Source organism: Streptomyces sp. NPDC101237 (assembly GCF_044767465.1).
Taxonomy (GTDB): Bacteria; Actinomycetota; Actinomycetes; order Streptomycetales; family Streptomycetaceae; genus Streptomyces; species Streptomyces gramineus.
Genome location: NZ_JBIWNY010000010.1, coordinates 155,693 through 175,963, shown reverse-complemented (window position 1 = coordinate 175,963; position 20,271 = coordinate 155,693). Strand labels below are relative to the sequence as shown.

Here is a 20,271-nt window from a genome sequence, read left to right as displayed (position 1 = left end):
CCGTTGTCGATCAACTGCCACAGATGGTCGGCAGTGCCGTTGTCGTCGTACTGGACGACGTGCGCACTGTTCGCCGTCGACATCAGGTCGACGCCGAGGACCTTCTGCGAGTTCTGGTTGCGAATCCGGTACCAGCCGTCACCGTTGTCGATCAACTGCCACAGATGGTCGGCAGTGCCGTTGTCGTCGTACTGGACGACGTGCGCACTGTTCGCCGTCGACATCAGGTCGACGCCCATGACCTTGCCGGAGTTCTTGTTGCGGAGCCGTCGGTAGTCGGCGACCGGCTGCCACGCGTGGCCGGTCGGTGAGGTGGTGGGGAACGCGGAGATCCGCAGCCGAGCGGCACCCATGGGAATCAGCGTCACGGTCTCCACGGCAGCGGTGCTGCGTGCGGGCGAGTCCTGCACCGGGGCGACGACGTGCTGGCTGTCCGCCTGCCACTCGGCGATCTTCCGCGCGGGCGCGGTGATCCGAACCGGAGTCGTGTCGCGCTGGAAGGGGTCGGTGGGGAGCGCGCCGCCGCTTCGGGTGAAGGTCCAGGTTCCGTCGTTCGGCGCGAGCCCGTAGTTCCAGGGCGTGGTGGCGTGCACCTCGTACTCGGGGAACTGCGACGTCCCGCCGTACTGTACGTAGTTCTCGCCGATGCTGAGCGAGTACGTGAGGGGTCCGCGGTCGACGGCGGTGAGCTGGTGGTTGCCCGGCCAGGTGCGCAGCACGGTCGACTGCGGGAAGCGCAGCGTCACGCTGTCGCCGTTGTTCCAGGTGCGCGTGACCACGCTCCAGGACGGTCCGGCCGACGCGGACACTGCCGAGCCGGCGACCGTGACCTGCGGGGATCCGCACCAGCCGGGTACGCGCAGGTAGAGCGGGAAGGCGAGCGGCTTGGGCGTGGAGAGGGTCAGGGTGATCGTGTCACCGAAGGGGTAGTCGGTGGTCTCGGTGACCGTCACGGACGTGCCGTCGGCGACCTTCGCGGTGACCTGGCTCGGCGCGTACATCGCGGCCGCCAGCCCCTTGTCGGGTGTGGCGAGCCACAGCTCCTCGGTGAAGTAGGGCCACCCCATGCCGTAGTTGTGCGGGCAACAGCGGTACTGGTCGACGCCCGGCATGAACGCCTGCATGGCGAAGGTGTTCTGGAACTGCCCCTGCGTCTTGGCGGCGTCGTCCAGGTCCACGCTGTTGGCGCTGGTGATGTAGTGGATGGCCCTCCCTGACGGATCGAGCGCGGCCGGCAGCGAGTTGAAGGCCAGGTCCTCGCACCGGTCGCCCCACACCGCGTCGCCGGTGATCCGGGTCAGCAGCTGATGGCTGGCCATGAACTCGACGATCCCGCAGGTCTCGAAGCCCTGCCGGGGGTCACCGAATCCGGGGCGCGCGTTCTCGTCGCCGGCGAATCCGCCGCCCGGGAACTGGCCGTACGAGGTCATCACCGACGTGTAGTTCTGATAGGCGGCCTGGGTCAGCGCGGTGGACGGTGAGCGGAGCGCGTACTGGGCGGGCTCGCGGAATCCCTGCGCGATGTTGACGTTGTGCAGCGACGGCAGGTGGTTGACCCAGTTGGCGCCGTTGGTGTGAATCTTGTCGGCGAGGGAGAGCAGGAACGAGTCGCCGGTGCGGTTGTACAGCCAGAAGACGCTGTCCAGGCCGTCCCCCCAACGCACCGACACCCAGCTCTGGTTGAAGGCCGACGGACCCTGCGCGTTCATGAGGCGGAAGAAGCCGGTGAGCATCGGGACGATCCGGCTGTCCCCGCTGTACTCCTGCCAGTTGCGCAGGGCCCAGGTAAGTGGCAGGAAGGGCCAGAAGTCCGGCCCTCCGCCGAGCGAGGTGCGCAGCGCGGTCGGACCGAACCATCCGTCGGACTGCCGGGTGGCCACGATCGCGTCGATCCATTGGCGTACGGCGGCCAGCGCGGTGGCGTCCTGGGTGAGGATCGCCAGGTCCACGTACCCGCGCAGCCAGTACGGGACTTCCTCCCAGCCGGTGCGCTCGGGGTGCACCCAGCCGGACTGGGACATCACCAGGAAGTGCGAGACGGCGGCGTACTGCCCGCACAGTCCCGCGAGTTGCTGACGCAGCCGCGCGTCGAGCCACCCGCGAGCCGTGACCGCGCCGGGTGGCAGGCGCAGGAAGGCGGTGGGAGACAGCGGCGCCGCGTTGGGCGAGTAGAGCCCGCCTGGCGCGGGCGCCACGCGCGACGACGCCGCGGCCGCCGCGCCGCGGTTACCGTGCGACGCCGCCTGAGCGGTGCCGGCCATGCCGGGCGGGAGTCCGCTCGCTCCGGCCGCGGTGAGCGCGCCGGCCACGAAGTGTCTGCGGTTCAGGGGCATGGGGGAGCCTCCTGGCACGATCCGGGGCGTGGGGGACCAGGAACCGTGGGTCCATGACCGGGGCGCCTGGGGTATTTCAACGTTGGAAAGCAGAGAGCCAACGGGCATGAGAGCACGGACCGGGGGCCGTGTCCAGAGGGTGCGCGCGAGCTGGAGCGTCCGGAGCGGCCTGGCGCAACTCCGTTGAGGGCGTGGTTACTTCGTCGTCAGGGTCCGGGAAGGGGATCCCGTGCCGTGGGTGCCAGGGCTTGGCTGCGCAGGTCGCGCCGCTGAGGACGTCCATGCGGCGGATCTCCACGAAGACGCTTCCGCGTCACAAGGTCGGGCCGGAAGGAGCACTCGTCGCTCTCGCGTCTCCTCACGGCTGCCGGCCCGCTTCGGGTCCGCCGGCAGTCACCGCCGACGACTGCGCCGAGTGCCGGAACGGCGGACAGCGGGCTGAGTGCGATCGGTCGTCGTCCTCTCCGGGGACCGCGCCGGGTCCGGGGCTGGGGCAGTCTCCGGCAGCACCAGCCGGAGACTGCCCCAGCCCTGGACGTGGGCCACGGCACCTGGCTGGGCCTGGACGTAGTCCGCTGGGCGGGCGGAGGCTCCGCGCCCGGCTTGAGGCAGTCCACGATCGGATAGACAGTGAGAACCATGAACCGGCACCGGCAGCCACCACGGCGAGCCCCGTGGATCGCGGGCGGCGCCGCCGTCGTCGCCATCGGGGCCGGTCTGGGGGCCTGGGCGCTGGTCTCCTCCGGCAACGGCGGCGGTTCGTCGCACCCGTCGCCGTCACCTTCGGTGACGGCACTGCCGTCGGAGCAGCCGTCGGAGTCAGAGTCACCGTCGGCCACGACGTCTCCCCCGACGCCGAACCCGTCCCTGTCACCGTCGACCCGGCCGCCGGCCTCTCGCACGCCTGCCTCCACGGCACCGAGACCGGCACACACACCGCCGCCTCGACCGCCTCAGCCGCTGCCTCCGGTACCGCCCGGCACCCGCCCGGCGCCCCACCGGACGACGCCCCTGCCTCCCCCGCCGCCGGTACACACACCGACGACCAAGCCGCCGCCTTCCCACACAACGCCACCCAAGCCGTCCGTGACTCCCACCCTGCCGACGTCACCGACGCCGCCGACGTCACCGCCCCCGCACACGTCCCCGGCCTCGACGCCTCCACAGACCTCCCCGACCTCTCCGAGGCCGCCGTCCTCCCCGACCTCGCCGAGGCCGCCGTCCACCCCGACCTCGCCGAGGCCGCCGTCCTCACCGGCGTCGGCCCGCGCCGAGCCCTCGCGGTCCTCCGCGACGACGCTGCCCAGGCCGCCCGGGGCGACCCCACAGCCCTCGCGGACGCCGGTGCCCACGACTCCGACGGCTCCGGCCCCGACCGCCACGGGCACGAAGCCGGGCACGACCACCTGGGTCACGTCGCCGGAGGCCGTGGCCGCGGCCAAGCGGATGGCAGCGGCGAACAAGGTCGGGGACCCGGTCTGCACCCTCTCGGCCGTCGGACAGCCGAACCCGAGCCTCGTCCCGCAGGGCCGGAACATCGCCATCGGGCACTATGGCAGTTACTGGTGCCTGATCTGGTGACTCGGCACGGCTCCGCCCGAGCGACACGCTTCCAGCCACCCGTTCACCCCCCTGGGCTAACGCGCAGAAACGATCTCCATGGGCGGAGTGCAGGCCGGGCGGGGAGAGTCGCTTGGGCGGGACCGTGGCGTCAACCGTGGCCGAGGAGTTCTTCGCGTCGGCCCAGCGCCCACGCACGCTCCTCCTCGATGTCCGGGATGAAGTTCCGCCGCAGAAAGGTCGCCCAGGGGTCCGCGCCGAGCGGGCCCAGGCGGGCGATTCGATCGGTCTCCTCACGCTGCAACCGGGCCAGTGTGTCCAGCACGTCGGCCGGGTGTGCGCCGTAGGCGTCGCAGAGCAGCCGCAGTCGTCGCGCCAACGGCGCACCACCGGCGCCGTAGCCGACCCTCAGCTGACGTTCGGGTAGCCTCAAAGGCACGCTGTACCAGGCTAGTTGTGCCAGGTCGTCCAGCGCCTCGCCGGGCATGGCCAGGTCCCAGTCGATGACACCGACCAGCCGGTCGTCCGTCCAGACCGAATTCCAGGTCGTGAGGTCGCCGTGACGGACGATCAGCCCGGGACGCCAGCGGGCGTCCGGGTCGCACCAGACGGCGTGCGGCGACGGCCGGAAGTCGCGTACCGCCCCGTGATAGGCGCGCAGCCAGCCGCCGAGCGCGACGACGCCCTCGTCCGCGAGGAGCGCCCGTGGCCAGGGGTGGAGTCCGACTTCGCCGTGCAGCAGCGACACGACCTCGTGGCCGTCCACGGGACCGTCTCCAAGGGCGCGCGGCACACCGTCGAGTCCCGCCCGCTCCAGGTGACGCAGCAGTTCCCGCACCGCCGGGGTCCACGGCCGCCAGGGCCTGAGGACGGTCTCACCCTCACGGCGTACCGTCGACAGGCCTCCGCGCATCGATTCACCGTCCTGGATCACGTGGGAAATCTACGGCAGAGAGTCGTCGACGGTCATGGAGTTGTGGAGGCGTGCGGGCCGGTGGTGCGGGCCGGGGGATCGGACGATGGTCCCCGCCGACTGGATGGGCGGCGCGAGCGTTCGGACGCGGTGCGGCTTTGTGAACGGCGTCAAGCGGACGTTGTCAGGGAGGCGTTGCCGTCGGGGAACGATCGGAGGCCGGGCGTATCGGCTCGGCCACCGCCCCGGCTCACGGCGCCTGGACCGGCACGCAGGGCCCGCCCGATGTCGGATGCCGGTCGAATTCCGCCGCACCCACCGGCCCGACCGCGAACCCGGCCACGACTGCCCAGCTCAGGCTCTTGAGTGAGTGTCAGCTCCATCATGCCTGCTCGGAGGCGGTTTGCGGTAGGACGGAGCGCACGTCCTTTCAGGCTTGTCCGGGGTGGTGGCCCGCCCGCAGACTCGTCGTCATCCACTCTCCGACGTCCGTGTCGGCATCCGTCCCCGGGTGTCGACGCGTTCGTCGCGCTGCCTCGTCGCGGGACGGGCGCGGGGGGGGGTAGGGGAACGAAGGGGGATCGATGGATCAGGAAATGGTCATGCGGGCGCGGGTTGAGCTGCTGAGTTCCAACCGGAGGGTCGTGCGCGGTACCGAGGGGCTGCGGATCTACCGTCTGCTGACGCGGGTCGAGCCCGAGGCGTACGGGTCGAAGCTGGCCTACGTCCTGGTGGAGGCCAGCGCGTCACCGCTGGTGCGGGAACGGCCCGAGCAGCGGTTGGCACTGCTGGAGGAGGCGGTGGCGGTCGCCTCCGCGCTGAGCACCTCGAACCCTTTCCGAGCCAGGACGCTTGCGAGGGCGCTTGCCGCGAAGCGGGAACTGGAGGGGTGGCTGACGCGGGGGACGTGAGACGGGTAGCGGTGCGTCGCGGGCGCACCTGAGGCCATGGGCAGGTCGGGATGTTCCGCGGGAGATGCGCATCCCGACCCGTCCGGGACGGTGGCCGTCCAGGTACCGGCCATGCGTACCGGCAGCCGGGCGGCGGTGGCGGCGTACGTGACGGGCGGCGGGCGTCTGCGGTGTCCGCCCTCCCCGGCCTGCCGGGTGGCGAGTCGGGGCCGCCGCTCGTCGTGCGAGTGATCGCCGGGACGGAGGCCGGATCCAGCGCCGGTGCTCTCCGTCCCCGCGCGGTCGCTCAGCCTTTCCGCGCGAACGACTCGACGTAGGCCAGGGCGCCGTACAGCGCGTCGCGCAGGGGTGTGGAGTCGCCGGCCGCCTGGTCCAGCAGGGCTCCGCCCTGGAACGCGGCCGTGAGCAGGTGGGCGAGTGCGGTCGGGTCGGCCTCCGGTCGCAGTTCGCCGCGGTCGCGCATCGCGCTCAGGCCGCGCCTGAACAACGCCTGCCAGCGTGCGAAGCCGGCCGCCACCGTGTCCCGGTGGGTCGGCTCGTTCTTGACGACCTCGGCGGCCAGGGAGCCGAAGGTGCAGCCGCCGCGCAGCATGTCCTCGGAGGCGATGTAGGAGTCGGCCCACCGGTGCAGGGCGGCGAAGCTGTCCAGCTCGCCCAGCTCGGGTGCCTGGTGGCGGGTGACGATGTGGTCGGCCTGCCAGGCGAGCACGGCTCGGACCAGGGACTCCTTCGTGGGGAAGTGGCGCGTCAGCTGCGATCCGCTGACCCCGGCGGCTTCACGGATCTGCTCGTTGTTGGTGCTCTGCGCGCCCTGTTCGTAGATCAGCTCGGCGGCCGCCCGGACGATGCGCTCACGGGTGGCCAGCCCCTTGGCGGTCAGCTTCTGACCGGTCGCTTCGCTGGTGGTGGTCATACGGACCATCGTACCGGAGGAATGGGCTTGACAACCCATTCTGCGAGAGGTTCCCTGGAGGGAGGCAAAAAGGGCTGCCAAGCCCTTTCCTTCGGAGAGACGGACGGAGTGTCCCCACAGGCCGCACGGGGCGCGCAAGCGTCCACGCACTCCTCGTGACCGCGCGACGCACCGCCGCTCCCCCGCGATCCGCGGGATCGGCCCGGCGGACAGATGCTGGGCTTCCCGCCGCTCTCCTCAAGCACCCGCCAGTTCCCGTCAGGAAACGGAGATCATCCTCATGGCACGCAACCTCCTGGTGATCGGGGCCACCGGCAAGACCGGCGGCCGCACCACCGAGCTGCTGCTCCAGCGCGGACACCGCGTCCGCGCACTCGTCCGCGGTCTCGACGACCGCGCCCGCCGGCTCGCCGACCTCGGCGCCGACACCGTGGTCGGTGACGTGCTCGACCTGAACTCGCTGGCCCGGGCGACCCAGGGCGTCGATGCCCTGTACTTCACCTATCCGATCCGTCCGGGCCTGATGGAAGCCACCGTGAACGTGGCCCAGGCCTCGGCCGAGACCGGAGTCCAGGCGATCGTGAACATGTCGCAGATCTCGGCCCGCCGCGACAGCGCCAGCAACGCCGCACGCCAGCACTGGGTCGCCGAACGCGTCCTGGACCGTTTCCCGGTCCCGGTCACCCACCTCCGCCCGACCTTCTTCACCAACTGGCTGATCGACACCTGGGCCGACGGAACCGGCGAGCTGCGCCTGCCGTTCGCCGACGGACGCCACGCCCCCATCGCGGAGAGCGACCAGGCGAAGGTGATCGCGGCCATCCTGGAGGACCCCGCCCCGCACGCCGGCCAGATCTACCCGCTGTACGGCGCGGAGGAGCTCGATCACCACGAGATCGCCGAGCGCATGTCACGCGCCCTGGACCGTGACGTCACCTACGTGCCCATCGAGCTCGACGAATTCGCCGCCATCCTGCGAGGGCGGGGCGCGCCGGAGCACCTGATCCAGCACCTGCTCGCCGTGGCCGTCGACTACCGCAACGGCGTCTTCGCCGGCACCAACGATCTGGTGAGGACAATCGGCGGCAGCGACCCGCTCGGCGTCGAGGAATTCGTCAGCCAGAACCGCGCGGCCTTCGACCCGCGCACCGCCTGAACACCCGAACACCCCGATCCATACCTGAGCACGGAGAAGACAATGAGCGTCTGGTTCATCACGGGAACGTCCCGCGGCCTCGGCCTGGAGATCGCCCGTGCCGCCCTCGCGGCGGGCCATCAGGTGGTCGCGACCGCCAGGAACGCCGAATCCGTCCGTGAACGGCTTCCCGACGCCGACGGCGCCCTGCTCACCGTGGCGCTGGACGTGACCGATCCGCGGAGTGTCCACGCCGCCGTCGAGGCCGCCATGGAGCGGTTCGGCCGGATCGACGTCCTGGTCAACAACGCCGGCAGCGGACTGCTGGCCGCCGTCGAGGAGTCCGACGACGCCGCGGTCCGCGCGCTGTACGAGACCAACGTGTTCGGCCCGCTCGCCGTGCAGCGCGCCGTACTGCCGGCGCTGCGCCGCCAACGCGCCGGGCACGTGATCAACATCAGCTCCATCGTGGGCTTCGCCACCGCGCCCGGCTGGGGCGTCTACGCCTCCACGAAGTTCGCCGTCGAGGGTTTCACCGAGACCCTCCACGCCGAACTCGCGCCCCTCGGCATTCATGTGACCCTCGTCGAACCGGGCTTCTTCCGCACGGACTTCCTCGATCCCGCCAGCCTGCACACCGGCCCTGACACCATCGACGACTACGCGTCCACCGCCGGAGCGATGCGCGTGGCCGCCGCGAGCCTGAACCACGCGCAGCCCGGCGATCCGGCCAAGGCCGCACGCGCCGTCGTCGAGATGGCGACCGCGCCGGAACCGCCGCTGCGTCTTCCGCTCGGTGCCGACACGCTGCGGGCGTTCGACGCCAAGCTGGAGGCCTTCCGCAAGGAGATGGACGCCTGGCGGCAGGTCGCCCTCGCCACCGACCACGACCTGGACGGGGACCGGGACACGCCGGGGAGGTAAGTACCCGGAAATAATTCCGTCCGCATTCTGGCAGCGTGGGCGATCCGGCATCAGCGGGCTCGGGCCGACCACTGGGATTCTCACGGTCCGCATAACGAACTATTACGTCACGACCATTCGAGCGGCGGAATTCTGGCAGCTCGTTCCGGGCGGAGGACGGGTGACACGTACGCCCTCGTCGCCCGAGTGACGATGAAAGGCAGTCACGGCACGGAGTCGGCCACCTGCCGGCATGAACTGCATGACCTGCATGGATCGATGGACGCGTGGTGTACGCCCCTTGCCGGGCGTACACCACGCGTGGCCGTTCGCCTCGACCACCGCGCTCGGCTGCGGTCGTTCCCCGGTGGACCCTTCGAACGCGGTCCGCTCTCAGGCGGTCCCCTCGCGACCCGCGCGCAGCGCCAGCATCAGGCAGGCCACGGTCGCGGCGACCGCGAGGGAGGCGGGCAGCCGCGCCCATGAGGTGTCCGCGACCGGTGCCTGGGCCACGAGCAGCACAGCCGCTGTCGCGGCGGCGGCCGCCAGTGCCGGTGTGGCCGGCGGGCGGCCCGGCGGAGCGGTGACGCCGACGGTCCAGGCGTCGGTGACGAGCAGATAGGCGAGCAGCAGGGCGGCGACGCAGACGACCACCCAGAGCGCGGGGCCGGTGGCGGCGGTGACCGCGATCGCCGCGGCCGGCAGCACAGTCGTCCTGTGCCGGGCCGCGACGGTCCGCCAGTGCCATGACGTCAGGACAGGCCGCGCGTCGACCATCGGCGCGGCCCACCAGGCGGCGGCCGCCGCCACGACGACGAGCACCTTCACCAGCGGGGACGCGTGCAGGGCGGCGGGCGCGTCGCAGGCGGCGACGGCGAGCGCCGTGCCGAGGAGGCGGTCGGTGACGCGGGTGGTGAGACCCGCGACGAACCGGGCGGCGGCGGCCCGGAATCCGGCCGGGCCCGTGCCGGTCCGGACGGTCCGCGCGCTCGGAGTGGTCATCGGGTGCCTCCTCGGATGCGGGTGCGCAGCAACGGCGCCAGGGCGAGGTCGAGGGTCTCGCCGGGCCGGTGGGCGACGACCGCGGTGCCGCGTTCCACCAGGGCGAAGCGCATGGCGTCGCGGTCGGCCCGCCACAGCCGCAGCGCGAGTTCGCCCTCGGTGTCGCCGGGTTCCACGACCGGCTCGCCTGACGGGATCTCGACCACGACCATCGGATTGGCCCGCCCGCGGACCTGGTCCAGGATGTCGAGGATCCGCCGGTCGGTCAGCGGCGTGACGACGTACACCAGCGCGCCTTCGCGCAACGCGGGCGGCGGGAGTCGTCCGAGTCCCTCGGTGCGGTAGGCGAGGTCCTTGCGGACCTCCAGCACGCTCTCGACGATGCGGTAGAAGTACCCCTGGCCGCTTCCCGGTTGCAGCCAGCGGGTCGCACCGCCGACGGACACGACACCGACCCGGTCATGGGTGCGCAGGTAGGCGCGGACCAGGCCGGCGGCGGCCCGGAAGGTCTCGTCCAGCGAGGACGCTCCGGTGACCGGGTCGACCACGTCGGCGAGCACGTCCAGCAGGACCACGGTGTCGGCGGTGCGCTCCGCGGCGAACTGGTGCACCTGGAGGGTGCCGCGGCGGGTGGTGGCCGGCCAGTGGATCCGCCGCTGCCGTTCGCCGCGCACGTACGGGTGTACGCCGGTGACCTCGACGCCCTCCCCGCGCTGCTGTGCGGTGTGCTCGCCGAGCCGTTGCGGCAGCCTTACCGGGATGGGGGTGAGGCCGGCGTGTCCGGGCACCGGGAAGACGGCGGCCTCGCCGAGTTCGACCCGGACCGTGCGCCGGGCCAGCCCGCCGCCGTCGTGGACGTCGACGTCGACCGTGCCGAGGGTCCAGCGGCCCCAGCGCTCCGCGGTCAGCACGAGGTCGACGTGGTGCGGGCCGACCGCGAGGTGATCGAGCCGGACGCCGTGGCCGAGGGTGACGCCGGGGTCCAGCCGGCCGCTCTCGCCGTCGTACGACACCGTGATCCGTACCTTCACCTGCTCGCCCTCGAAGCAGCGGCGCGGTTCCACTTCTGCCTCGGCGGTGACCTTCCGGGGGCGTGGCCCGGTCGGCAGCGCGAGGGCGAGCAGCACCAACGGCGGGGCGGCGAGGGCGAAGACCCAGGGCCGCCCGGTGACCAGTGCGGCGGCGAGCGCGACGACGGCCAGCGTGCCCAGTCGCAGGGCGCGTTCGCCGGCACGCCAGCCCGGCGGAGGCGGCGGCGGGGGCTGGGCGGACTCGTCGTGGCGGCCGTCCAGAGCCCTTTGCACCGCGGCGGTGGCTCTGCGGTCCGGCACCGGCCGGGTCATGACGCGACCGGTGTGCGTGGCAAGGTCTGCGGGGCGGGCACGGACTGCACGATCTCGCGCAGCACGTCGTCGGCGTCGATCTGGCGGACCCACAGCTCCGGCTTGAGGGTGACGCGGTGCGCGAGGGCGGGTACCGCCACGGACTTGACGTCCTCCGGGGTCGCGTAGTCGCGCAGGTCCAGGACGGCTCGGGCGCGGGCGAGTTGGACCAGGGCCAGTCCGCCGCGCGGCGAGGCGCCGACCTGGATGTGCGGGTGGGCCCGGGTGGCGCGGACCAGGGCGACGGCGTACTCCAGCAGGTCGTCGTCCACCTCGACCTTCTCGACGGCGTCCCGCATGGCCAGCACCTCGCCGGGATCGCTGAGCGTGCGGAGCACGGCCTCGGGCGCTGCCCTGTCGACTCGCGCGCGCAGCATGCCCGCCTCCTGGGAGGCCTCCAGGTAGCCCATGCGCACCCGCAGCAGGAACCGGTCGAGCTGGGCCTCGGGCAGGCTGTACGTGCCCTCGTACTCGATGGGGTTGGCGGTGGCGACGACCACGAAGGGCCTGGGCAGGGGACGGGTGCTTCCGTCGACGGACACCTGTGACTCGGCCATCGCCTCCAGCAGCGCGGCCTGGGTCTTGGGCGGGGTGCGGTTGATCTCGTCGGCGAGCAGGAGGTGGGTGAAGACGGGCCCTGGCCGGAAGACCATGTCGGCGGTCCGCTGGTCGTAGAACGGCGCTCCGGTGACGTCGGAGGGCAGCAGGTCGGGAGTGAACTGGATGCGGCGGAAGTCCAGGCCGAGCGTGGTGGCGAAGGAACGGGCCAGCAGGGTCTTGCCGAGTCCGGGCAGGTCCTCGATGAGCACATGGCCGCCGGCGAGGATGCCGAGCATCACCAGCGCCAGCGGTTCCGGCTTGCCGATCACGGCCGTACGGATCTCTTCGAGCACGGCGGCGGCCCGTTCGCCCGCCTGGCGAGGGGTCAGGGCGGACTGGATCGGGGCGGGTTGCGGGCTGGTCACGTCGATTCCTCACGGGGCGGGGTCGGTTGCGCGGGCCGCGGGGCCGGCCCCGCGGCGCCTTCGGTCACAGGGTTTCCAGGCGGTCGAGCAGGGAGCGCAGGACGGGCTCGGGGAGGGTGGGCTGCGGGGCGGTCGTCCCGGGGTCGATCCACGGCCACAGGTCGGCGCCGACCAGGGCGCGGGCCCGCTGCGGGGTCCGGTACATCGCCACGCCGTGCCGTTCGGCCAGCCGGGCGGCGAACAGCCGCTGCAACTGCGGCCGCATGACGGTGTCGTAGCGGGCTTCGTCGTCGGCCCTCAGGGACTGGGCCACGACGCGCCGCCAGCCGCCGAGCGCCGGGGCCCGGCTGCTCAGCAGGCGCATCGGCCTGCGGTAGCCGCTGTCCTGGGCGGCGCCGCCGGCGGCGAAGCGTCCGAGGGCGAGCGCGGTCGCGGTGATGACGGCGAGGCCGGTGGCGGCGGCGCCGACACCGTCGGTGAGGGCGAGCAGCGCTTCGGCGGCGACGGCTGCGATGCCGAACACGGTCAGCGAGTGGCGTACCGAACCGGGCTTCGACGGCGCGGAGTTCAGGAGGGCCCGGATCCGGGCGGCCGCCCTCACGGGGTTCCTGTCACGGCGTGGCGGGCGGACCGCGTCCGCAGGCCGTCGGCGATCTCGGCGAGCGCGGCCGCGGCCCGGTCGCGGTGGTGGCCGTCCATCGGGTGCGTGGAGTAGCGGGCCTCGCGGAACAGGGCGGTGAGTGCGGCGGCGGCCGCTTCCGTGGGCAGGCCGTCGGCGACGGCGCGCTCCAGCAGGTCCTGCGGGCTGTCCGAGGCGTGCCTGGTCACGCCGGATTCGGCGAGCGACTCCTCCATGGCGGCGTAGCAGGCGATGACGGCCGCGCGGGCGTCCGCCGTCCCCGTCAGGGCGTGGCGTCCGAGGTCCACGGCCTGGGCGAGGCGGTCCTGCTCGTCGTCGAGGACCGCGTACGTCGCCGCGGTGTCGGGCGTCAGAGGACGTCCCAGGTGACGCCACAGGCGCAGTGCGGCCGTCACGACGACCGCGACGAGTACGGCAACGGCGACGACGAGCAGGACGCGCGACAGCCCGAGGTGCATGCCGCCGCCGGGGTGCTCGGCGTGGTGTCCGGGCGGCGGGGTGGGGAGCAGGTCCCGCGGCGGCGTGGGAGGCGGCGACGGTCTCCGGTCGACCTGGTCGCTGGCGCCGGACGTACCGAACCGGTGCAGTACCAGGGCGAGCAGCGGCACGAGCAGGGCCGCGGCCGGCAGGACACGGTGCATGCCGTCGGCCAGCCGCTGTTCCACGGCGGTGAGTTCGCGGCCCGTGCCGATCCGGTCCCGGTACCTCTCGCGCAGCGCCAGGCCGCCGAGGAACGCGATCAGGGCGAGGCCGACGACGAGGACGCCGTTGCCGCCGAGCGGGCCGCGGCCCTTGGCCATCAGGTCCGTGCCGGGGCGCAACAGCAGCGCCGCCAGGGCCAGTCCGCCCACCACCAGCACCGCCGACGCGGCCTGTGCGACGCCGGTCGTGCCGTGCCGCCGTCGCACGCCCGGTATGCGCTCCCGCCCCACCACCACGCTCCTCCCCCGTGCTCGGCAGTTTCGCACACCGGTCGACGGCGGGTCGGCAGCGGGTCACCGGTGGGGCGACGGGGTGGACCTCGGCCACCGGGCGGCCGCGCTCACCGCACGTACGCCCATGTCACGGTCGTGCGCCCGCCGGTCTCGCCGCGCCGAACGGAGTCACCGGGTGCACGCACAGACACCTCGACAGCGCACGCCCTTCGCCGCAGAGCGAGGGCGGCCCCGTCTCCGGACGGCCCGGACCGCCTGGCAAGGTGGTCGGCATGACCCACCCGGACGTCGCCGCACTGCTCGAATCCGCTTGCCTCCTGGCCCCGGAGGGGACCGCCACGGCGAACGACCTCACGGTGCGCGACGTCTGGGAGTACCTCGCGCACGACGAGTGGGAGACGGCGCTGGGTCTGCTGGAGGAGTTCGGGGACGGGCATCAGCTGCCGTCGACGTTCTGGGCGCGGATGGCCGAGGCCGCCGAGCTGCTCCACCTGGCACGGAGCTCGGCCTGGTGCCGCTGGCGGTGCACCGAGATCCGGAACGGAATGGTGCGGGCGGATCTGACTCTCCGCCCGGCGGCGGAGGCGCGACGCAGGACACCCCTGGCCGGTCACGGGGTTCTCCGGCCGATGTGGGACATCGGGAACCTCTCCCCGGCCGGGGGCACTTCGGTGAGCATCGCCGGCCTCTGGGTCGAGGGCAGGCCTTTCCTGGAGCCGGGTGGCCGGGCCACCGTGCGTCTCGTTCCGTTCACCCCGCGGCACTGGACGCATGTCGAGGCCGGCCGGCGGATCACCATGCACGAGGACCGGACCGTGGCCGGCACCGCCGTCGTCCTGGAGGTGAAGCCGCCTGTGACCGTCCGGCCGGAAGGCTGAGGCCGCCCGGCGGGCATCCGGCCGCCTCCGTCGTCCCGGGCCGGCTGGGCACGGGAGGACGGAGGCAGGCGCGGTCGTCAGCCTCGGACGATGTTCTCGGCCTGCGGGCCCTTCTGGCCCTGGGTGACGTCGAACGTGACGGGCTCGCCCTCCACCAACTCGCGGTACCCGTTGCCGGAGATGTTGGAGTAGTGGGCGAAGACGTCCGGTCCGCCGCCGTCCTGGGCGATGAAGCCGAAGCCCTTTTCGGAGTTGAACCACTTCACGGTGCCGCTGGCCATACTGCGTCGTCCTTCGGTATTGCCGGGGGTGCCGGCCGGGATGAATAGCAGGATCTTCCTACCCCGCGCGGGGTCCTGCCATTCGATCATCGGCCCTCGGATCGCGGCTCGCCACAGCGGACACGCCGAACCAAGCGGAGGTCTTGCGCGAGTAAAGATCTCTACAACCCGTCGCACACCTCGCGAGTCTTGATCACCACGGGCCGGGACCTCCGTCCTTCACGGGCTCTTCCGTTCGGCCGTTTCGCGGGTGAAGGCGTGCGGCGCGGGGCCGTGCTCGTGCAGGTGTTCCAGCCTGGAGACCCCGTCCTGCCAGGTGGGTGTCAGGCCCTCGGACACCCACCAGAACACGTGACTCGGGTGTCCTGTCCTCTCGAACCAGTCGTACCGCCTGTTCAGCGCCTCACGGTGCAAGCCGGTGTAGACGGCTTCGCAGGCGGAGCGCAGGTCGGTCCAGAGTGAGAGCGTCGCGGCCAGGGCGGTGGTCTCAGCCGTACGACCCTTGGCGTACCAGGCCGGTACGGCGAAGTCTCCCCACGCACCCCAGTCCGCCTCGAAGAGCGCGCCGCGGTCACCTCCCGCCGCGTCGGCGTGCGCGAGGTGTCCGGGATGCAGGCCGATCGTGCGGTAGATGGCCGCGCCCCGGTCGTAGAACTCGTCCATCAGGGGCGTGGGATCGGCGAGAGGCGACTTCAGGACGCCGAAGGTGTACAGCGCGAGATGGGGCATGCGTCTCTCCCTGGGTTCGCGGGGTGCGCGACCGACTCGTCCTTCGCGGACGGCACAGGCCGAAGCGACTCCTGCGCGGGCGTGGGCGATCGCCGAGGACCTGAGGAAGGTAGCCGCCTCCGCGACCCCTGTCGACGTTGCGTTTCGCCCGGAGATGTGGCCCGTTGGGCCGTTCAGTGCGGGTGGTGGGTGATGGCTGCCTAGACTCCTGCGCCATGAACGCCGCCACTCCCCTGTCATCGGCCGCACCGGCCGGTCTGACCCGCCGAGCCGAGACGTTCGTGACGGCGCACGGCATCCGTGTCCCCCGACCGGCGATCGGACGCCGTCGCGACACGTGGACGGCGCACGGGATTCCGGCCGCCGAGATCGACCGGGCCGTGCGCTTCCAGGACCGCTGGGGCGGTTTCGCGCTTCCTCCGGCCCCGTTCTACGAGGGCGGCCCACGTGTGCTGGACGCTGACGTTCCCGAAGGCTCGGCCGCCGAGGGCTGGTGGATCCCGGCCGGGGACTGCCGGTATTCCATGGCCTACGGATTCATGATCGGCCCGCGGGGCGAGTTCGGGATCCACGGGTACGCATGGGCTCCGTTGCACGCCGGTACGGACGGCTGGGTGGAGTCGCTGGCGCTGGCCGCCCGTGCCCGGCTCCTGGCCACGTCCGTCACACGGATCACGGGCAACGCAGTCGACTCCCTTGACCTCGACGGATACGAGCAGGTTCCCGAAGTGCAGGGCTTGACCGACACATGGTGGCGCAACGCGGACACACTCATCGCCCTGTACCGGGGCGAGGCCGTCGCCATGGACGCGCCGCCGTGCCTTGAGGCTCACGTCTACGGTGGTCTCGGCGGGGCCGGGACGCGGTCCGTGTGATCCCGTGGGGCGTAAACCCGGCGACGGCCGCGGTCGTCGTCGGAATACTGGTCGTCCATGGATGAGGTCGAAGTCGTCGTCGCCCATTCCGAGCGTGCGACTCTGCGCGTCGGCGACGTGTTCCTGAAGGTGGACGCCGATCAGACGCGGATCGACGTCGAGGTCGAGATGATGTCGCTCGTGCCGGTTCCGACCCCGCAAGTGCTGTGGCGCAGGCCGCCCGTGCTCGCGCTCGCCGCGCTTCCGGGGACGACGCTCGGGCGTCTGGGCGGGCCCTCGACCGGATCGCCGGACGCGTGGGCCGCGGCCGGCGCCGCCATCAGGAAGCTGCACGACGCGCCTCTGCCTGCCCGGACGGGCCAGGCCGGCCGGAGCGTCGCCGCGGTGACGGCGGAACTCGACGCCGAGTGCGCGGCGCTCGTGGCGAACGGTGTGCTGCCCGCCGACCTGGTCGTCCGCAACCGCGAGGTCGCCGAGGCCGCGCTGCGCCCGTGGGCACCGGCGTTCACCCATGGCGACCTGCAGATCGCTCATGTCTTCGTGGAGGGTGACGAGGTCACCGGCGTCATCGACTGGTCCGAGGCGGGCCGGGGTGATGCCCTGCACGACCTCGCCACCTTCACGCTCGGGCACGAGGAGCACCTGGCCGACCTCCTCGTCGGTTACGGCACCGACGTCGACCTGGACGTGATCCGGGCGTGGTGGTCGTTGCGCAGCCTGCTGGTGGTCCGCTGGCTGACGGAGCACGGCTTCGACCCCTTCGCGGCGGGCTGTGAGGTCGACGTCCTGCGGTCCCGGATGTGAGGCGGCCGGGGCGGCCCGGTCCGGTGCGAGCGGGTGGCGCTCCCACCGGACCGGGCCCCTGGGCCGGGATGCCCCGGCAGGGTCTAGCCGGTGGTGACGGTGTCCTCGAAGGTCTTACCGGCCGAACGGTAGGCGTTGATCTTGGCGGTGACCTGGGCCGGGGTCAGGACCTGGTCCTTGACGTGCAGGACGTAGTCGACCTGTTCGTCGTACGACCGGGGTGTGGTGCCGGTCTGGCCCGCGAGGTCGATCAGCCACTGGTTGATGTTGATCGACATCGGCCGTTCGGGCAGGTAGGCGGAGTCGTGGGTGCCGAAGGGCTGCCCGTCGATGTAGTACGTGATGCTGCTGTTGTCGATGGTGAGCAGCAGGTCGTGCCAGCCTGCGTAGCTCTGCCGGGATTGAGGTGAACGCGATGTCGAGGTAACGGTCGGCGGTCGCCGTGGGGTTGGACAGGGTGCCGAAGGTTCCCGTGATGTTGGCGCAGCCCTTGACCGCCCAGGAGCAGGCGAAGCGGTAACTCGCGCTGCCGGAGTCGGACTTGAAGTAGTGCGACCCTCAAGAACGCGTGCGCGACCACATCCTTCAGCTCACCGAGTCACTCCACCCCGGGGACGCCATCCCCTCCGAGCGGTCCCTCTGCGACACCCTGCACGTGTCCCGGCCGACGCTGCGGGCGGCGGTCGACGAACTCGTCGCGGCGGGAGTCCTCGTCCGCAGACACGGCCGCGGCATGTTCGTGGCGCCGGAGAAGATCACGCAGGAACTCGTCTCCGACTCCGCGGGCATGACCCTTCCCCAGGCGTCCGGCACCTGATCGAGCCGGCTGCTGGAGTTCACCACCCATGCCGCCGGCGCCCGGGTGGGCCGCAGACTGCACGTGTCGCCCGCCGCCGAGATCGTCTACGCGGCGCGCCTGCGGCTCGTCGACGGCGCCCCCATGGCCATCGAGCACCTGCACATCCCCGCGGCCGTGGCGCCCTCGCTCACCGCCGGCGAGCTGGAGAACGGCGACCTGTACGAGCATCTGCGCCGGCGGCACCGGGTCCAGGTGAGCAAGGCCGTGCAGACGATCGAACCCACCGTGGTCAGCCAGGCCGAGTCCAAGATCCTGGAAGTGCCGCACCTCTCCCCCGCGTTGCTCTTCGAGCGCCTGACCACCGACGCCGACGACCGGCCCGTCGAGTACGTCCACTCCATCTACCGGGGCGACCGTTACCGCATCGTCTCCCGCCTCTCCCTGGACTCGCCTCCCGTAGCCGGGGCGGCATCCGCGGCGGGGCTCGTGCCGGGCATGGCACCGGACGCGACCGCGCCGTGGTGACCGACGCAGACCGTTGACAGGCGCATGCAAAATGCCGATCCTACGGGCGGGGCCGCCGGTACGGACCGGACGCCGCGTCCGCCACCGGCCCCGCACGACGGCCCCTCAGGAACCCGGCCCTCGGACTCCCCGCACCCGCTCCGGTCACCTCACCACGAGCCCGGCACCCGTCTCCGACCCCGCCCTCGAGTACGGCATGGCGCGCCATTCCCCCCGCAGGAGCTCACATGCGTCTCCTCCGCACCGCCGTCACCACCCTCGCCCTCGGCCTGCTGACAACGATGTCGGCATCGCTCCCAGGACCGGCGCGGGCCGCCTCCGCGATCTGCGACAAGTACTGCGACGGCCGGGATCCCGCGCTCTCCCCCGGCGACCGAACCCCCGTCACCACGACCCTCTTCTCACGCTCCATCACGCTGCACCTCGACGACGGCGACGACATGGGCTGGGCCTCGATCGACAACGGCAGCCCCACGGACGAGGTCTGGCTCGACCGGTCCTTCGACGGCGGCCGCACATGGAGTTCGGGCAGCCGACTGGGCGACACCGCAATTCCCTCCGGGCAGCGCGGATGGCGCACCCTCATGTACAACGTCGACGACTGGAACAACCACGGGGTGGGCGCCCTGCGGGCCTGCGGCAAGGCGGGCGACCGGGCCGACATCGCGTGCACGCCCTGGGCTCGCACCACCTGGAACGCCGCGGACCGCCACGGCGCCGCCGCCACCGCGCTCATGGAGTACTACGACTACGGGAGCGGGCTGTTCGCGACGACCGGCTGGTGGAACTCGGCCAACGCGCTGACCTCGCTGATCGGCAGCATCCGCACGACCGGCGTCACGAGCTACCAGTACGCCGTCGGACGGACCTACGACCTCAACGTCAACGCCCAGGGTGGCCAGTTCAGGAACTCCTACATCGACGACACGGGCTGGTGGGGCCTCGCCTGGGTGGCGGCCTACGATCTCACCAAGGACAGCCGCTACCTCGCCACCGCGCGGGCGGACGCGGACCACATGGCGTCGTACTGGGACTCCGTCTGCGGTGGCGGCGTGTACTGGAGCACGGCGAAGTCCACCAAGAACGCCATCCCGAACTCCCTCTACATCGAGCTCAACGCCGCGCTGCACAACCGGATCCCGGGTGACTCCGCCTACCTGGGCCGGGCCCGGGCGGGATGGTCGTGGCTGAAGGGAACCGGTCTCATCACCGGCGCCGACACGGTCTCCGACGGCCTGTCGCTGTCCACCTGCAAGACCGGCGACTCCACCGTCTGGTCCTACAACCAGGGTGTCCTCGTCGGCGCCCTCACCGAACTCCACACCGCCACCGGCGACGGCGCCCTGCTGGACACCGCCCGCCGCATCGCCGACGCCAACACCACGTCGGCGCAGCTCAACACCGCCGACGGCATCCTCAAGGACCCCTGCGAGTCCGGTGACTGCGGAGCCGACGGCCCGTCCTTCAAGGGCGCCGACGTCCGGGGCCTGGCCCAGCTCAACGGCGCGCTGGCCGACCACCCCTACACCGCCTACCTGCAGCGCCAGGCCACCCGAGCCCACGGCGTCGACCGCAACGCGCTGGACCAGTACGGCCTGCGCTGGTACGGCCCCGTGGACTCCACGGACGCGGCCCGGCAGCAGAGCGCACTCGATCTCATGAACGCCGCTCCGTAGCGCGCTGACCGCCGATCAGCGCCAGGATCCGGTCGACCGCCTCCCCCCGGGGGGGGGGGGGGGGGGGCCGGGGGGGGGCCGGCGCCGGCGGGGGGGGGGGGGGGGGGCGCGG

The 20,271-nt window shown here is 72.1% G+C and carries 19 protein-coding genes and 3 pseudogenes; 9 read left to right on the top strand and 13 right to left on the bottom strand.

Going from position 1 to position 20,271, the window contains the following annotated elements:
* Together ACIRQ9_RS17980 and ACIRQ9_RS17975 are read right to left on the bottom strand one after the other, a co-directional pair.
* Window positions 1-2,333 (bottom strand): beta-L-arabinofuranosidase domain-containing protein (locus ACIRQ9_RS17980; RefSeq protein WP_404173667.1); only part of this gene is annotated, 2,333 nt, incomplete at its 3' end.
* A 953-nt stretch (window positions 2,334-3,286) separates the two neighbouring features.
* On the bottom strand, window positions 3,287-3,775 hold the full coding sequence (locus ACIRQ9_RS17975; protein WP_404173664.1) for a hypothetical protein: 489 nt from the start codon (window positions 3,773-3,775) through the stop codon (window positions 3,287-3,289).
* Window positions 3,776-3,779: 4 nt separating this feature from the next.
* Here ACIRQ9_RS17975 and ACIRQ9_RS17970 point away from each other — a divergent pair, with 4 nt between their 5' ends.
* Window positions 3,780-3,914, top strand: coding sequence for a hypothetical protein (locus ACIRQ9_RS17970; RefSeq protein WP_404173660.1), 135 nt, complete (start codon window positions 3,780-3,782; stop codon window positions 3,912-3,914).
* 130 nt (window positions 3,915-4,044) lie between these two features.
* On the opposite strand, the gene ACIRQ9_RS17965 is transcribed toward ACIRQ9_RS17970, so the two are convergent.
* On the bottom strand, window positions 4,045-4,827 hold the full coding sequence (locus ACIRQ9_RS17965) for a phosphotransferase (protein ID WP_404173657.1): 783 nt from the start codon (window positions 4,825-4,827) through the stop codon (window positions 4,045-4,047).
* Between the two features lie 563 nt (window positions 4,828-5,390).
* Between ACIRQ9_RS17965 and ACIRQ9_RS17960 the strand changes: the two genes are divergently transcribed.
* A complete protein-coding gene (locus tag ACIRQ9_RS17960; RefSeq protein WP_404173654.1) occupies window positions 5,391-5,717 on the top strand; it encodes a hypothetical protein in 327 nt (108 codons plus the stop codon).
* Window positions 5,718-6,003: 286 nt separating this feature from the next.
* Here ACIRQ9_RS17960 and ACIRQ9_RS17955 read toward each other — a convergent pair whose 3' ends face one another.
* Window positions 6,004-6,630, bottom strand: a complete 627-nt coding sequence (locus tag ACIRQ9_RS17955) for a TetR family transcriptional regulator C-terminal domain-containing protein (RefSeq protein WP_404173651.1) — start codon at window positions 6,628-6,630, stop codon at window positions 6,004-6,006.
* Window positions 6,631-6,910: 280 nt separating this feature from the next.
* On the opposite strand from ACIRQ9_RS17955, the gene ACIRQ9_RS17950 reads away from it, so the two are divergent.
* Together ACIRQ9_RS17950 and ACIRQ9_RS17945 are read left to right on the top strand one after the other, a co-directional pair.
* The gene (locus tag ACIRQ9_RS17950; protein WP_404173648.1) at window positions 6,911-7,786 is read left to right on the top strand and encodes an NmrA family NAD(P)-binding protein; all 876 of its coding nucleotides are present in this window, start codon (window positions 6,911-6,913) and stop codon (window positions 7,784-7,786) included.
* Between the two features lie 42 nt (window positions 7,787-7,828).
* On the top strand, window positions 7,829-8,689 hold the full coding sequence (locus tag ACIRQ9_RS17945; protein WP_404173645.1) for an oxidoreductase: 861 nt from the start codon (window positions 7,829-7,831) through the stop codon (window positions 8,687-8,689).
* A gap of 372 nt (window positions 8,690-9,061) precedes the next feature.
* On the opposite strand, the gene ACIRQ9_RS17940 is transcribed toward ACIRQ9_RS17945, so the two are convergent.
* The 5 genes from ACIRQ9_RS17940 to ACIRQ9_RS17920 all read right to left on the bottom strand — a co-directional run bounded on the left by ACIRQ9_RS17940 (window position 9,062) and on the right by ACIRQ9_RS17920 (window position 13,589).
* Entirely contained in the window at window positions 9,062-9,670 is a 609-nt protein-coding gene (locus ACIRQ9_RS17940; protein ID WP_404173642.1) for a hypothetical protein, read from the bottom strand.
* The gene (locus ACIRQ9_RS17935; protein WP_404173639.1) at window positions 9,667-11,013 is read right to left on the bottom strand and encodes a DUF58 domain-containing protein; all 1,347 of its coding nucleotides are present in this window, start codon (window positions 11,011-11,013) and stop codon (window positions 9,667-9,669) included. Before ACIRQ9_RS17935 ends, ACIRQ9_RS17940 begins: the two co-directional genes overlap by 4 nt.
* Window positions 11,010-12,017: an AAA family ATPase gene (locus ACIRQ9_RS17930; protein ID WP_404173636.1), complete on the bottom strand. Its 1,008-nt coding sequence runs from the start codon at window positions 12,015-12,017 to the stop codon at window positions 11,010-11,012. The genes ACIRQ9_RS17935 and ACIRQ9_RS17930 overlap by 4 nt, the downstream gene beginning before the upstream one ends.
* Before the next feature lie 64 nt (window positions 12,018-12,081).
* Window positions 12,082-12,618, bottom strand: a complete 537-nt coding sequence (locus tag ACIRQ9_RS17925) for a hypothetical protein (protein WP_404173633.1) — start codon at window positions 12,616-12,618, stop codon at window positions 12,082-12,084.
* Window positions 12,615-13,589, bottom strand: coding sequence for a DUF4129 domain-containing protein (locus ACIRQ9_RS17920; protein ID WP_404173631.1), 975 nt, complete (start codon window positions 13,587-13,589; stop codon window positions 12,615-12,617). The genes ACIRQ9_RS17925 and ACIRQ9_RS17920 overlap by 4 nt, the downstream gene beginning before the upstream one ends.
* A 275-nt stretch (window positions 13,590-13,864) precedes the next feature.
* On the opposite strand from ACIRQ9_RS17920, the gene ACIRQ9_RS17915 reads away from it, so the two are divergent.
* Window positions 13,865-14,470 carry a hypothetical protein gene (locus ACIRQ9_RS17915; RefSeq protein WP_404173628.1) on the top strand — a complete coding sequence of 202 codons (606 nt, stop codon included), beginning with the start codon at window positions 13,865-13,867 and terminating at the stop codon, window positions 14,468-14,470.
* A gap of 77 nt (window positions 14,471-14,547) precedes the next feature.
* On the opposite strand, the gene ACIRQ9_RS17910 is transcribed toward ACIRQ9_RS17915, so the two are convergent.
* Complete coding sequence (locus tag ACIRQ9_RS17910; protein ID WP_009192932.1) at window positions 14,548-14,751, bottom strand: cold-shock protein; 204 nt, start codon at window positions 14,749-14,751, stop codon at window positions 14,548-14,550.
* 219 nt (window positions 14,752-14,970) lie between these two features.
* Complete coding sequence (locus ACIRQ9_RS17905; RefSeq protein ID WP_404173625.1) at window positions 14,971-15,480, bottom strand: DUF3291 domain-containing protein; 510 nt, start codon at window positions 15,478-15,480, stop codon at window positions 14,971-14,973.
* Between the two features lie 215 nt (window positions 15,481-15,695).
* Between ACIRQ9_RS17905 and ACIRQ9_RS17900 the strand changes: the two genes are divergently transcribed.
* Together ACIRQ9_RS17900 and ACIRQ9_RS17895 are read left to right on the top strand one after the other, a co-directional pair.
* The gene (locus ACIRQ9_RS17900; RefSeq protein ID WP_404173623.1) at window positions 15,696-16,355 is read left to right on the top strand and encodes a hypothetical protein; all 660 of its coding nucleotides are present in this window, start codon (window positions 15,696-15,698) and stop codon (window positions 16,353-16,355) included.
* Between the two features lie 57 nt (window positions 16,356-16,412).
* Complete coding sequence (locus ACIRQ9_RS17895; RefSeq protein WP_404173620.1) at window positions 16,413-17,159, top strand: phosphotransferase family protein; 747 nt, start codon at window positions 16,413-16,415, stop codon at window positions 17,157-17,159.
* A gap of 83 nt (window positions 17,160-17,242) precedes the next feature.
* Here the strand turns inward: ACIRQ9_RS17895 and ACIRQ9_RS17890 are convergent.
* Both ACIRQ9_RS17890 and ACIRQ9_RS17885 read right to left on the bottom strand, forming a co-directional pair.
* A pseudogene (locus tag ACIRQ9_RS17890) lies at window positions 17,243-17,560 on the bottom strand (hydrolase); the annotation flags it as partial.
* Between the two features lie 25 nt (window positions 17,561-17,585).
* A pseudogene (locus ACIRQ9_RS17885) lies at window positions 17,586-17,696 on the bottom strand (cellulose binding domain-containing protein); the annotation flags it as partial.
* A gap of 31 nt (window positions 17,697-17,727) precedes the next feature.
* Here ACIRQ9_RS17885 and ACIRQ9_RS17880 point away from each other — a divergent pair.
* Both ACIRQ9_RS17880 and ACIRQ9_RS17875 read left to right on the top strand, forming a co-directional pair.
* Window positions 17,728-18,483: pseudogene (locus tag ACIRQ9_RS17880) on the top strand (GntR family transcriptional regulator).
* Between the two features lie 227 nt (window positions 18,484-18,710).
* Window positions 18,711-20,159, top strand: coding sequence for a glycoside hydrolase family 76 protein (locus ACIRQ9_RS17875; protein WP_404173616.1), 1,449 nt, complete (start codon window positions 18,711-18,713; stop codon window positions 20,157-20,159).
* The last annotated feature ends 112 nt before the right edge of the window (window positions 20,160-20,271 follow it).

Coding starts and splice junctions, on each gene's coding strand:
- ACIRQ9_RS17970 (WP_404173660.1), top strand. CDS start 3,780: ATGGCAGCGGCGAACAAGGTCGGGGACCCGGTCTGCACCCTCTCGGCC.
- ACIRQ9_RS17960 (WP_404173654.1), top strand. CDS start 5,391: ATGGATCAGGAAATGGTCATGCGGGCGCGGGTTGAGCTGCTGAGTTCC.
- ACIRQ9_RS17955 (WP_404173651.1), bottom strand. CDS start 6,630: ATGACCACCACCAGCGAAGCGACCGGTCAGAAGCTGACCGCCAAGGGG.
- ACIRQ9_RS17950 (WP_404173648.1), top strand. CDS start 6,911: ATGGCACGCAACCTCCTGGTGATCGGGGCCACCGGCAAGACCGGCGGC.
- ACIRQ9_RS17945 (WP_404173645.1), top strand. CDS start 7,829: ATGAGCGTCTGGTTCATCACGGGAACGTCCCGCGGCCTCGGCCTGGAG.
- ACIRQ9_RS17940 (WP_404173642.1), bottom strand. CDS start 9,670: ATGACCACTCCGAGCGCGCGGACCGTCCGGACCGGCACGGGCCCGGCC.
- ACIRQ9_RS17935 (WP_404173639.1), bottom strand. CDS start 11,013: ATGACCCGGCCGGTGCCGGACCGCAGAGCCACCGCCGCGGTGCAAAGG.
- ACIRQ9_RS17915 (WP_404173628.1), top strand. CDS start 13,865: ATGACCCACCCGGACGTCGCCGCACTGCTCGAATCCGCTTGCCTCCTG.
- ACIRQ9_RS17910 (WP_009192932.1), bottom strand. CDS start 14,751: ATGGCCAGCGGCACCGTGAAGTGGTTCAACTCCGAAAAGGGCTTCGGC.
- ACIRQ9_RS17905 (WP_404173625.1), bottom strand. CDS start 15,480: ATGCCCCATCTCGCGCTGTACACCTTCGGCGTCCTGAAGTCGCCTCTC.
- ACIRQ9_RS17900 (WP_404173623.1), top strand. CDS start 15,696: ATGAACGCCGCCACTCCCCTGTCATCGGCCGCACCGGCCGGTCTGACC.
- ACIRQ9_RS17895 (WP_404173620.1), top strand. CDS start 16,413: ATGGATGAGGTCGAAGTCGTCGTCGCCCATTCCGAGCGTGCGACTCTG.
- ACIRQ9_RS17875 (WP_404173616.1), top strand. CDS start 18,711: ATGCGTCTCCTCCGCACCGCCGTCACCACCCTCGCCCTCGGCCTGCTG.